The organism is Gordonia sp. 852002-10350_SCH5691597, from assembly GCF_001665715.1.
Classification (GTDB): Bacteria; Actinomycetota; Actinomycetes; order Mycobacteriales; family Mycobacteriaceae; genus Gordonia; species Gordonia sputi.
This window is the reverse complement of the sequence record NZ_LZMO01000020.1, coordinates 1-10,578: the sequence shown is the minus strand read 5'-3', so window position 1 is coordinate 10,578 and position 10,578 is coordinate 1. Positions and strand designations below refer to the sequence as shown.

Sequence of the window (10,578 nt, the reverse complement as noted above, 5' to 3'; positions counted from 1 at the left end):
CTTCGTGTGGACGAAACCGGTCGAGGAGATTCTCAAGAAAGCTCAACCGAAAACCAACTAACGAAACGCGACACTAGGCGTGGCGGGCATTGCTTCGCCGGTGGGTGGCGCACTCGAGAGTGCCGCCCTGCAGTGCACGAAGGCCTTCAAACAGAAGGCCGATAGGGCGGGCGTGAAGATCACCTACAACTTCCGTCAGGGTCTGCACTCATGGGGCTACTGGAACCAGGATCTGCACCGCGCATGGCCGACGATCGCGAAGGCGCTCGACGTTCCGGTGCGCTGAGCGCGCCGTCGGGCGGCCTGGGCCGTGGTGATCAGAGCCTGCGGGATCAGAGTCGTCGGGTCAGGATGAAGTCGTTCTCGATGCTGCCGTTGAGGTCGAAGGTCTTGACACCGGCGCGCTCGAATCCCATCTTGGCGTAAAAGCGTTGTGCGCGAACGTTTTCCTGATTGACGCCGAGCCAGACGAGAACGCTGCCGCGATCGCGTGCCGTCTCGATCGCGGCGAGCATCAACAACTGTCCGGGCGGGTCGGTGCGTCCCCGCGAGTGATGGTCGGCGAGGACGTACATCTTCGACAGCTCCGACGACGGTGCCTCGACGACCACGGCGGCGACGTCGGGGTCGGAGGGTGGCCGGTGGTGCACGAGCGAGTAGCCCACCGTCGTGCCGTCGGGTGTGCGGGCGACCAGCACGTCACTCTCGTCGCTGGCGATGTACGCAGCGAAGTTCGCCTCGGCCAGGTTGGCGTTGATGAAACCCGCGATGTCGGCGGGTGACGAGTGTGGCGGGCAGGCCAGGGGGAAGGTGGCGGCAGCTACCTCGGCGACGTCGGCGGCGAGCGAGGGGTCGACCACGACGTCGACGATGAACCTGTCCTGGAAATGTTGTTCGGGTGCAGCTTCGGCGGTGATTGGGCCGGTCGGATCGAGTGGCACAGACGGCGCTATTTCTTTCCGCAGGAGCAGTTGGCGCCGCACGAGCAGTCGGGTCCGCAGGTGCAGTCGGGGTTGTCGCAGCCGGGTGTCATATCAGCAGTCATGCATACGATTCTACGACCGCCGCTAAGGCGTCGGAGGGCGATCGGAAAGCCTTGGCCACGACGAACCCTCGGATTGACGAACCGTTGGATTCACCCCAGCGAGAGTCGCCACGAGCCCGCGTAGATCTCGCGTAGTTCGGTCACCTCATACGGCATAGCGCCCTGGCCCTCGGTGGTGATGGCGTTGACGATGAGCATGCCGTCGGTGATCTCCCACTTGTACTGGTCGCCATCGAAGGCGGCTTCGCGGCCTGATGCGTCGACGACGGTGAAACTGCCCGGGCGATAGTCGATGTTCATGCTCGCAGTATGCCTGTCAACGCTCAGTCCTTGACGAGGCCGCCGTCGACGACAAGGTTCTGTCCGGTAACTGCACGCGACGCCAGTGAGAGGAAAAACAGTGTCGCGTCGGCGAATTCCTCGGGAGTCGTGACCGACCGCAGGGGAGTGGGCGCGGCGATGGCATCGAAGATCTCGGGAGGTGTCGCGGCGCTGGCGTCGGTGGTGCGTAGGAGTCCGCCGGAGACCATGTTGACTGTGATGTTGTCCGGGCCGAGATCGGCGGCGAGCGTGCGAGTGAGCGCCAGGAGAGCAGCCTTGGCTGCTGTGTAGTCGTGATACGGGACAACGGGATTCTGCACGAGGTTGGTGCCGATGTTGACGATGCGTCCTGTACCGGCTTCTCGCATACCCGGAAGGGTCGCCTGCACGACTGTCAATGCGCCGCCGACGATTCCGCGGAACTGGGCGTCGAGTTCTGCCGTGGTAATGGTGTCGGCCGTTGAGCGGGCGTCGCCGTTGAACGAATAGTCGGGGAGGGCGTTGTTCACCACCGCCGTGATCGGGGTGCCGAAATGCGTTGTCGCAGCGTCGATCATTGCCTGCACCGCGCCGGGATCGGTCACGTCGGCTTCGACGGCGACGGCTCGGTCGCCGAGCTCTGCCGCCAGCGCAGCTGCCGTGTCGGCGCTGCGTCGATAGTTGACGACCACGCGGGCACCCTCACGGGCCGCGGCGCGTGCGATCGCTGCGCCCAGTCCGCGGCCCGCGCCGGTGATCAGTACGACGTGCTCGGAAAGAGATGGCGCTGCAGCATTTTCGGACCATCCCTTCGCCAGTGCTAACTGGAGCAGGTTCTGCGGGTGTGATCTCAGCCGACCTCGTGTCGGCACCCCGTGTCAGTTGTGGCAATCAGATCGCACTCGGGTGGCGAACGCAAGCACGACGCACGCACCGTCGCGGCAACGCTGCGTGACGTGCCGGCGGCGACAGGCTTCTTCTTGCACCACGTGTCTGCCGTCGCGCGCTTCCTGGAGCTACTTGCCGCGCCTCCTGTTCATGCTTCGTTCACATTCGGCCACGACGGCAGACGTCGTGGCGTGTTCGACGGCGACGCGTCGTGGATGGTCGATCCCCGCAGCGGAGGATCGGGATCGTTTGTCGATCTCGGGATACACCTGACTCACCTCATTGATCTCATCTGGCCGAACACGGGAGTGGAGGCGATTGACACTGAGTTCTATTCAGCCACTGATGGATTGAGTGACAGCGGTGGGCGCGCCTTGCTGCATATCGGAGCGGCGGAGGTCCATGTCGAGGTGTCCGCAGAAGTCGCATTGGGATTCCACGTGGCGGCGCGTGACGATGTCGGTCGCCTCTATCGGGTCGACGACGGGACTCTGCGGGTGGACGACGACCTCCTCGTCGAGGCATCCGGCGCAGACGCCCGAACGGCGTTGCTCAGTTTCCTTGATCAGCTCGCGGGCCGGCCGAATGGTTTGCGCCCCGCGTCTCTGGATGAGGCAGTCATTGCGCAACGTAGTGTCGAGGCCATCCGGAGGGGGTAGATCGGCTGTTGCGTGGGATCCTCGGGGGCATTTTTGTACCCCTGCATCCCACACAACCGGACCCAGGCGCGAAACGAAAAGATCCCGCTGCGAACAGCGGGACCTCATGGTGCGCGATACTGGGATTGAACCAGTGACCTCTTCCGTGTCAGGGAAGCGCTCTCCCGCTGAGCTAATCGCGCGGGTATGAAATTGGTGGTTTGGAGGTGGCGACGGGAATCGAACCCGTGTACACGGCTTTGCAGGCCGTTGCCTCACCACTCGGCCACACCACCAGATGCGAGTCGACTCGCGCCGAGCGGATGACGGGATTCGAACCCGCGACCCTCACCTTGGCAAGGTGATGCGCTACCAGCTGCGCTACATCCGCATGCTTCGCGAGCAGATCTTGTGGACCATTTGTTGCTCGCGATGCGATGCAGAACATTATCCGACCGACACGCTTCTACCAAATCGCCTGGTCAGAGCCTCGCAAAGTAGGATGTGTGCAGCGGGTGGGAGTCGCGATCGCGCCGAGACGCACCGCCAGACCGCGATTTGGGTTCCCAGCGTCGATCCGTGTAGTCTTTCCCCTCGTGCACCGACGCCTCTACGCGTCGCGCGCGGTCCCGTGGCTCAGTGGAAGAGCGTCCCGTTCACACCGGGAAGGTCGCTGGTTCGATCCCAGCCGGGACCACGACGATGACCCCGCTGGTGACAGCGGGTTTTTTGCTTTCCACCGGACACTGGGAAATAGGCCGATGGGTACTTGGTGGGTATCTGGGATGCGGAACCCTACCGAATGTCGCGGCACCTCAAATGTCATGGTTCCAATCAACTTGCCGATACTTGCGCCATCTCAGTACCCTGTAGGTGTCCCAGTCCAGAAGGCTGGGCGCGCCTAGTCGGACCACAGGGGATAGGCTCCCTCCGACGAAATGACATCGGCCTCAGATCAAGCCGGGATAGCAGAGCCACGACTGCCCCGACCCCGGCCCGTAGCGCAATGTGGAGCTTGGAACCGGGTTTGGCAGGCCCCCAAGGGAATCGCGCCGGCGCTCACCTCTTTCGAAAGGGGGTGGGCTCGTGCCTGCCAACTCCTCCACTACCGACGATCTTCGTGTTTTTCGCAAGGCAGAGGTCGCAGAGCGTCTCGCTGTCAGCGAGGACACCGTCGACCGTCTGATCGCCGCTGGTGAGCTGCGTCCCCTGCGTCCCCGCAAGCGCGGCGTCATCGTCCAGATTCCTGCGGCGTCGCTGCGCGCGTATATCTATGGCGCCTCATCGGCGTGATGCCGAGCAGCCCCCTCGGGCATATCTGAGGGGGCTGCTCTATCAATCACTCTGCAGTCAGCGCCTACGAGATGTGGACACAGAGATGGAATGTGGGTGTTGTAATCGTACTGCTCACACAAACGCACTCTTGCTCAAAAGCGTTGTGCCGCAACGTAATTCGCGGTAGAATGAAGTATGACGATCACGATTCTCAGTCAGAGCAACTGCCCCGCCTGCCGCCTCGTGGAAAGAACCATCGAGCAGGCCGGTCTGACCGCCGACGTCCGCGACGTGCGTGAGGACCCCGCCGCCGAGGCGCTGCTGCGCTCGATCTTCGACGCCTACCGGCCGGGCCACCACCCGGCGACGCCGGTGACAATCATTGACGACCGACCACATTTCGGCGTCGACGGTCGCAAGGCACTCCGCGACCTCGCCGCCTGATGGCCGGCCGACCCCGACCGCTGGAGCGCACTGTCGAGCGATACCTGGTCGATCGGTGTCGTGACCTGGGCATCCTGTGCCACAAGTACGTGAGCCCTGGTCATGCCGGGGTGCCGGACCGGCTGCTGCTGGGCCACGACGCCCCCGGCGATGCCGTCAGCCTGTTCGTGGAGGTCAAGCGGCCGGGGGAGAAGCCGAGACCCTCACAGGTCGGCATGATCACCACCATGCGAGACCACGGCGCACACGTCGTCGTCACTGACTCCCGCACCGCGGTGGACGAGGTGCTCGCCGAGTATTTCGTCCGCCCTTCGGTGCCGATCGCCGAGCGCGATCCGCACGACGCGCCGCTGCCGGGCCGGCGACCGCATGTGCTGATGGCCCTGCAGCCGTAGGCAGACGGCTCGTCGGTGGGGCGCGCTAGGGTGGGCCTTCCATCACGCCATCACCTCGACATGGAGCCCTCATGTCTTCATTCGTCACACCCGTCACCCTCGCCGAGTCCATCACCGCCGCCGTCGACACCGCTCGAGCCCTCGCTGACCCCGACATCGATCCGAACCTCGTCGTCATTCGCGCCGCCGCAGGGGTCGTCGCTGGTGCAGCCGCCAGCCTCGCCGCCGCCAGCCAGCCGGCGCAGCTCGCGGAAGTGCTTCTCCACCAGCCAGTCGCATCACATCACCTCGAGGGACTGCTCGCGGAGCTGCGCATCAAAGGCGCCGATGCCACCGTCATCCAGTGCGTCCGCGACGCCGCTGACCGAACGACCGCCGCCGGGTTCGCCTATGCCGCGGTCCAGGTACTCGCGCACGAACTGAGTGTGGGCGACACGCTCATCGACCTTGGCTCCGCCGTCGTCGGCCGCATCCTGAGCATCCAGACGGCAATTGCCGGTGAGCTGCTTTTCGCAGTCGCGGTCCATGACCGCACAACGGCCGCGCAACTCGCCCTCCTATACGACGTCTCCAGCCCGGATGATGTCCGCGTGATCATCTCGGCGGGCGTGGGGGAGGCCAATGATGCTGCCTGACATTCAGCCTGATGGAGCGCCGACGCCCCCGCCGTCGCAGTTCGTGCGTGAGTGCGCCAGGTGCGAGCGCCGCACGATCCACGACCACCTTGGGTGCCGCACCTGTCGGGCAAAGCGCAAGTGGGCGCGTATGACTCCAGCTCAGCAGATGGACACGCTCACCCGCCGGCTCGAGGACTATGACGCAGCCCATAGAGCGCGCCATCATTATCAGCCGATGGCCGATCTCCTCTCGACCACGGTCGGGGTGGACCTCGAGGCCCCGCACGGTGCACTGCCCGTGAACCCAACCGACGACGCCGAGTTCCTTACCGCTGACGGAAGATACGTCCTTCGCCGGACGAATTGGGAGTGGTCGTGGGAGCCGCACCCCGACTCCTGCATCGCCTGTGAGCCGACGGAGTACGACGACGAGATCGACAAAATCGGCCTCATACCGCCGCCGCTCAACCAGGATGACTAAGCACCCGCTCGATCTCCGGTATCAGTGACGGTTCGAAGCGGACGACGGCCTCGCAGGCTTCATCGACAGCGAGTACATCCCGCGAAAGGCGTTGCGTCACAACGTCGATAAAGCTCGTCAAGCTCTCCCGATCAGCGAACATGATGTACGCCAGGCGTGGGCCGGGAGTGCCCCACATCGCCCCGCCCTGGCACGAATACCGCGTAGTCCAGCCGCGGTCCCAGCAGGCCTCGATGACCCCCGCCAGCCCCGCGTCCACCTCGAAACCGCGACAGGTGTCCACCTGCCTGTGCCACGACGCCTTCGCCATGGGCACGAGGTTAGCTCCGCCTCCCGCGCGATGCGCCCACCTGCGGCTATGCTGGCCCCAACTTGCACGTACGTCCCAAGGGTGCCAACATGCCGACGACCACCCCCACAGTCCCGACACTCACGACCGCTGCGCGCCTGGCGGTGCCGCCGCCACTGCCGTCCACCTTGCCCCGCCTGCAACCGCTACCGCTGCGTGTTACGACGCTCGGGCCCGCGACCGGCGGGGCGACCCTCGCCGATGTGCAGCAGACGCTCGCGCGGGCCGACCCGCGGCTCCTACAGCAGGAGCATCTCGTGTGCCTCGCCGGGTTCGACCACCGCACCTTCGAGCCCCAGGCCGTCACGCTCGCGGCTCTCGTGCGGTCGGCTCACCGCACGCCGCCCGCGCCGTGCTGGCGGCACGTGCTCGTGGTGTACCGCGGCGGCGGCGTGGATTACGCGGGGTCGCCCCGCTCCATGGACGCGGACCGGATGGCGCTGCTGGAGTGCGCGACCTCGCTCACGCACTTCGGTGTCACCGTCATCTTCGGCATGGGTCACGCTGGACAGAGCTGCCTGCCGCCATGGCAGGCGCTGCCGCTCGGCGTCCACGAGGCGATCACGCCGAGCTCTGCCTGCGAGCAGGTGCTCCGCGAGCTCGTACCCGCTTGTACCTGCGGTGCGGTCGCCTGACCTACTGGCCCACGACCTCCCAGTTGCCCTTGTCCTCCTCTCGCCATTCCACAGGTGCATGAGCCGCGAAACCCGCTGCGTCGTTCCCTCTCACGCAGTCGCGGTCGACGATCCGGTTTCCAGCACCTCGGTCACGAATGCTGGTGGGGACGCGGGCACCTGCAGCGAAGCCAGGGTTCTGTTCGCCTGTCGTCCGTATGAGTACCTGTACTTGTTCGCTTCGATGGCGATCTTCCACCACAACAGCTCCCCAACCGACATCTTGGTCCTCGGTTTGAGGACTGCGACGTGATAGCCGGTGATATACGGCTCGCTGTGGAAGAAGGTGGCCAGCGGCGTCGCACTCAGTGCGACCGAGAGAGTGCCCGCTGGAGCCGGAGTCACTCCCTTCGGCACAAGCACGCGCCCTGCTATTCCATTGTCTTTCGTCTTGCGGCTGACGAAGTTCACGCCCTCCGGCGCGTCGGCCTGCGCCAGACCGTTCAACGTGAGCCCGTGACCGTACTCGATGTCGAAATGTTCGGTGATCGGAACGACGTCGTCGGGCGAACCGGCATAGCTCCCGGTCACCGGACCGAGATCAGAGAGGCCGGTCCATGACAGCGTTGGGAGTGATGCGGAGTGAACCCAATCCGGAACCTCGCTCGGCACCAGAAGAGACCCAAGCGTCCTGTTGGCCTGGCGTCCGTACGAGAATCGGTACCGGTTCTCCCATATGCACCGGCACCACCAGATCTTCTCTTCGAGCGACATCGTGGAGTCCTTGGCCTTCAGGATCATCACGTCCCGGCCGCACACGAACGGTTCCGGTTGCACGAATGACGAGAGAACACCGTTGCCGCCGAGTGCGACGGTGATCTCACCGGCCTGGCCAAGAGGTACGGTCGTTTGTACTCGGGCTGTAACACCGTTATTCCGCATGGCCCTCGATACGAAATTTACGCCTGCGGGTGGTTCAACCTGCGCTAGCGCGTTGAGCTCGAGCGACTGACCATAGCGGAGATGAAACACCTCATCCAGCCGTTGCATGCCCGTCCTCTTCTCGCGTGTCACTCGGAGGTCTTCAGGATGAAGAGCGCGTACTCCTTGAGGGCAGCCTCGAAGTCGTCGCGCGTCAACGACGAATAGTCAGTCTCCATATACGCCTCGGCGATCCATTCATCGCCCGCGTCGACTTGGTGCATGACGGCCTGGCCTGGATGAACCTCACGATTCCTATACATCTCGACCCAACGGTCGCGCACTCCCGGCCAGGTCCCGTTCTTGTCCACACGCCCAAGGTTCTTCACTTTGACGAATGTGTCCTCTCGCCAGTAACCGAACCACGTCTTGCGGTTGCTCTGCGCGTGCGGCACTCCGGCAGCGAACACCATGACGCACGTAACTGTTCCGACAGGATAGAACAGCTCGGGCGGCATCGACATCACGGCTTGGAGGGTGTGCTTCTCCAGCAGATTGCTCTTGTGGGTGCTCGAACCGGTGGCGCACGACACAGGCACGATCGCGATGCCCGTTCCGCCCTTATCCAGGCTGTCCAGCATCTGCTCGACGAAGCGCAGTTCGTGCAGGTCTTCCTTCGACTTCGCATACGGCGGGTTGATCATTCCGATATTGGCCTTGTGCGCCTTGACCCCTTTGGAGACTGCGGTATCGAAGCACGAACCCTGGTACAGGTTCGCCTTACCGTCGCCGCGCAGGATCATGTTCGAGGCCGCCAGCGCGTACATCGATGGATTCTGCTCGACCCCGATCAGCCGATCCTTCTTGATCGACTCGACCTCGGCCTCGGTTGTCGCCGACTTCATCATCCGATTCATCGCTGAGATCAGAAACCCCGCGGTCCCAGCGCAGATGTCGAGGACGACGTCGTCCTTGTTCACGTTTGCCAGCAGACTGAAGAGTTCAGTGACGTGCTTGGGTGTGAGGACGATCCCCAATCCCTTACCGTCACCACCGGTGTACTTGAGGAACTCCCCGTAGAAGGCGCCGACAACGTCGAAGTCGTGGTAGACGGTGATGAACGGCATCACGTGATCAGCGAGCATGGTCACGATCTCGTTCAGAAGCCCCTTGGGATACGCCTTCGTCGCCTTGCTCAGCTCGGGATGGACCTGGATACCGGTAAACGGCTGGGTCATGTTCGTGAGCTTGGCGTTGGGAAGTTTCGCTTCCTGGATGACCTTCTTGATCGACTGAATCCAGAAGGCCGGTAGATCCTTCGCCGAGTAGGCGTCGTAGGTCTTGGAGAACACGTCGTCGTTCAGGGCGATCAGCGTACCGGCCACGGCCAACGGCTTCTCCTTCTCCTCCAACTCTGCCTCGTCACGCATAAACTCGTGCATCTCCTGAGAGAACGAGATCAGATCTTTCTCTCGCTGCCGCTGGACACTGGGATCAAACGATGCGGCACGGATCAAGTCGTCCATGCCGATCATCGAGGTGATGGCCGCACCCTGCGGAGACACCAGGGCCTTGACGTCGTGAGTACCCTTCGGCATAACGAAAAACGACCACCTGGTGTTGCGCGCGTGCCCGGACACTGCGATGCAGATCACCGTGTACTTCGGCGACAAGAAGCGGGCGTAGTGCAGTACCCCGTCTACAGCGAAGTCCTTCGGTCGGTCACGGTTGGGGGACTCGTGAAACTTCGTGCTCGCTTTACACTCGACCAGCACGACCATGTCCGGAGTGCCCGGCGACGTGATGATGAACTCTGGATAACCGGAGTTGCCCTTACCGCTCTTGGACGCCTTGGAGAGCCCTGACCGAATGGACTCCACCGCGGACTGCTGCTTCTCGACGATCACTTTCTCGTCGTCGTCGTAGAAGCCGAGCTTGCGCAGGCCAGCCTCGACCAAGTCCTCGGTGATCCGCTCGTTCGCCATGCACGCTCCCTCTCACGACAACATCATCATCAATCCGTGACAACCATTGAGGATGAACACTAGATCACACGATGAACCGCCTGCGGCACCGCTCGCCCGGCATCACCAACACCCGTCAATCCCCCCGCTCCGGGTCGTTCATCCAGAACCAGGCGGCACCAGCGACGACAGCGATCAGAGCCAGCCAGTCGTCGAGAGTCACGGTCATCTGACGCACCAACCGCACCGAACGGTTCCATCTGACTGTCGCGCAACCCTGTCCGTAAGCCGGTCGTTCACCGGGACAATCGCTGCGATGTCTAACGGCGGTAGAGCACCAGATCGAACTGTCGCACAAGTCCCGTCCGCTGAACCGTCCCGATGACGGCAGGGCAAACGAACACGAACCCGCCCCGTCACCGGCAATACGATGACGGGGCAGGCTGGTCATCCGTACTTCAGAGCCGAGCGGAGACCGGGCCGCCCGGGGTGTTGATCCACGCTCCTTCACCGAGCCAGTCGCGCACGCCTGATGGAACCCCAGGGGAGTCGAACACTCATTCGACATATTGGGGTACTCCCAAAGCGACACGTCGAGCTGGCTGTGTATCACGTCACAATAGGGTGGGTTTCGGCTATTTCTTGAC

General features: G+C 63.4%; 13 protein-coding genes, 4 tRNA genes, 1 pseudogene and 1 riboswitch. Of the genes and pseudogenes, 9 read left to right on the top strand and 9 right to left on the bottom strand.

Features of this window, described 5'->3' with window-relative positions; translation table 11 throughout:
• Window positions 1-70: 70 nt before the first annotated feature.
• Window positions 71-286: pseudogene (locus A5777_RS01490) on the top strand (alpha/beta hydrolase); the annotation flags it as partial.
• A gap of 46 nt (window positions 287-332) precedes the next feature.
• Here the strand turns inward: A5777_RS01490 and A5777_RS01485 are convergent.
• The 3 genes from A5777_RS01485 to A5777_RS01475 all read right to left on the bottom strand — a co-directional run bounded on the left by A5777_RS01485 (window position 333) and on the right by A5777_RS01475 (window position 2,163).
• The gene (locus A5777_RS01485) at window positions 333-917 is read right to left on the bottom strand and encodes a GNAT family N-acetyltransferase (RefSeq protein ID WP_442903000.1); all 585 of its coding nucleotides are present in this window, start codon (window positions 915-917) and stop codon (window positions 333-335) included.
• A 218-nt stretch (window positions 918-1,135) separates the two neighbouring features.
• Window positions 1,136-1,345 (bottom strand): hypothetical protein, encoded by a 210-nt coding sequence (locus A5777_RS01480; RefSeq protein ID WP_064861396.1) that lies wholly within the window; start codon window positions 1,343-1,345, stop codon window positions 1,136-1,138.
• A 23-nt stretch (window positions 1,346-1,368) separates the two neighbouring features.
• The gene (locus A5777_RS01475; protein ID WP_156529254.1) at window positions 1,369-2,163 is read right to left on the bottom strand and encodes a 3-oxoacyl-ACP reductase; all 795 of its coding nucleotides are present in this window, start codon (window positions 2,161-2,163) and stop codon (window positions 1,369-1,371) included.
• Window positions 2,135-2,231, bottom strand: a riboswitch (TPP riboswitch). It overlaps the preceding gene by 29 nt.
• Here A5777_RS01475 and A5777_RS01470 point away from each other — a divergent pair.
• Window positions 2,230-2,892 (top strand): hypothetical protein, encoded by a 663-nt coding sequence (locus A5777_RS01470; RefSeq protein ID WP_064861395.1) that lies wholly within the window; start codon window positions 2,230-2,232, stop codon window positions 2,890-2,892. It overlaps the preceding riboswitch by 2 nt.
• 107 nt (window positions 2,893-2,999) lie before the next feature.
• On the opposite strand, the gene A5777_RS01465 is transcribed toward A5777_RS01470, so the two are convergent.
• The 3 genes from A5777_RS01465 to A5777_RS01455 all read right to left on the bottom strand — a co-directional run bounded on the left by A5777_RS01465 (window position 3,000) and on the right by A5777_RS01455 (window position 3,262).
• Window positions 3,000-3,074: transfer RNA gene (locus A5777_RS01465), tRNA-Val, on the bottom strand.
• A gap of 19 nt (window positions 3,075-3,093) precedes the next feature.
• Window positions 3,094-3,167, bottom strand: a tRNA-Cys gene (locus tag A5777_RS01460).
• Window positions 3,168-3,189: 22 nt separating this feature from the next.
• Window positions 3,190-3,262, bottom strand: a tRNA-Gly gene (locus A5777_RS01455).
• A 234-nt stretch (window positions 3,263-3,496) separates the two neighbouring features.
• Between A5777_RS01455 and A5777_RS01450 the strand changes: the two genes are divergently transcribed.
• From A5777_RS01450 to A5777_RS24520, 6 genes are all read left to right on the top strand, one after another.
• Window positions 3,497-3,568: transfer RNA gene (locus A5777_RS01450), tRNA-Val, on the top strand.
• Between the two features lie 389 nt (window positions 3,569-3,957).
• The gene (locus tag A5777_RS01445; protein ID WP_064861394.1) at window positions 3,958-4,164 is read left to right on the top strand and encodes a helix-turn-helix domain-containing protein; all 207 of its coding nucleotides are present in this window, start codon (window positions 3,958-3,960) and stop codon (window positions 4,162-4,164) included.
• A 177-nt stretch (window positions 4,165-4,341) separates the two neighbouring features.
• Window positions 4,342-4,590, top strand: a complete 249-nt coding sequence (locus A5777_RS01440) for a glutaredoxin family protein (RefSeq protein WP_064861393.1) — start codon at window positions 4,342-4,344, stop codon at window positions 4,588-4,590.
• Window positions 4,590-4,985 (top strand): VRR-NUC domain-containing protein, encoded by a 396-nt coding sequence (locus A5777_RS01435; protein ID WP_064861392.1) that lies wholly within the window; start codon window positions 4,590-4,592, stop codon window positions 4,983-4,985. The genes A5777_RS01440 and A5777_RS01435 overlap by 1 nt, the downstream gene beginning before the upstream one ends.
• A 71-nt stretch (window positions 4,986-5,056) precedes the next feature.
• Window positions 5,057-5,620, top strand: a complete 564-nt coding sequence (locus A5777_RS01430; protein ID WP_064861391.1) for a hypothetical protein — start codon at window positions 5,057-5,059, stop codon at window positions 5,618-5,620.
• A 217-nt stretch (window positions 5,621-5,837) separates the two neighbouring features.
• On the top strand, window positions 5,838-6,083 hold the full coding sequence (locus A5777_RS24520; RefSeq protein WP_156529253.1) for a hypothetical protein: 246 nt from the start codon (window positions 5,838-5,840) through the stop codon (window positions 6,081-6,083).
• Here A5777_RS24520 and A5777_RS01420 read toward each other — a convergent pair.
• Window positions 6,067-6,393, bottom strand: a complete 327-nt coding sequence (locus A5777_RS01420) for a hypothetical protein (RefSeq protein ID WP_064861389.1) — start codon at window positions 6,391-6,393, stop codon at window positions 6,067-6,069. The two genes, A5777_RS24520 and A5777_RS01420, sit on opposite strands and share 17 nt — an antisense overlap.
• A gap of 62 nt (window positions 6,394-6,455) precedes the next feature.
• On the opposite strand from A5777_RS01420, the gene A5777_RS01415 reads away from it, so the two are divergent.
• Window positions 6,456-7,067, top strand: coding sequence for a hypothetical protein (locus A5777_RS01415; RefSeq protein WP_156529252.1), 612 nt, complete (start codon window positions 6,456-6,458; stop codon window positions 7,065-7,067).
• Between the two features lie 90 nt (window positions 7,068-7,157).
• Here the strand turns inward: A5777_RS01415 and A5777_RS01410 are convergent, their stop codons facing one another.
• On the bottom strand, window positions 7,158-7,988 hold the full coding sequence (locus A5777_RS01410) for a hypothetical protein (RefSeq protein WP_064861387.1): 831 nt from the start codon (window positions 7,986-7,988) through the stop codon (window positions 7,158-7,160).
• A 128-nt stretch (window positions 7,989-8,116) separates the two neighbouring features.
• Window positions 8,117-9,952 carry an HsdM family class I SAM-dependent methyltransferase gene (locus A5777_RS01405; RefSeq protein ID WP_064861386.1) on the bottom strand — a complete coding sequence of 612 codons (1,836 nt, stop codon included), beginning with the start codon at window positions 9,950-9,952 and terminating at the stop codon, window positions 8,117-8,119.
• Window positions 9,953-10,578 lie beyond the last annotated feature (626 nt).

Coding starts and splice junctions, on each gene's coding strand:
- A5777_RS01480 (WP_064861396.1), bottom strand. CDS start 1,345: ATGAACATCGACTATCGCCCGGGCAGTTTCACCGTCGTCGACGCATCA.
- A5777_RS01440 (WP_064861393.1), top strand. CDS start 4,342: ATGACGATCACGATTCTCAGTCAGAGCAACTGCCCCGCCTGCCGCCTC.
- A5777_RS01435 (WP_064861392.1), top strand. CDS start 4,590: ATGGCCGGCCGACCCCGACCGCTGGAGCGCACTGTCGAGCGATACCTG.
- A5777_RS01430 (WP_064861391.1), top strand. CDS start 5,057: ATGTCTTCATTCGTCACACCCGTCACCCTCGCCGAGTCCATCACCGCC.
- A5777_RS24520 (WP_156529253.1), top strand. CDS start 5,838: ATGGCCGATCTCCTCTCGACCACGGTCGGGGTGGACCTCGAGGCCCCG.
- A5777_RS01420 (WP_064861389.1), bottom strand. CDS start 6,393: ATGGCGAAGGCGTCGTGGCACAGGCAGGTGGACACCTGTCGCGGTTTC.
- A5777_RS01410 (WP_064861387.1), bottom strand. CDS start 7,988: ATGCGGAATAACGGTGTTACAGCCCGAGTACAAACGACCGTACCTCTT.
- A5777_RS01405 (WP_064861386.1), bottom strand. CDS start 9,952: ATGGCGAACGAGCGGATCACCGAGGACTTGGTCGAGGCTGGCCTGCGC.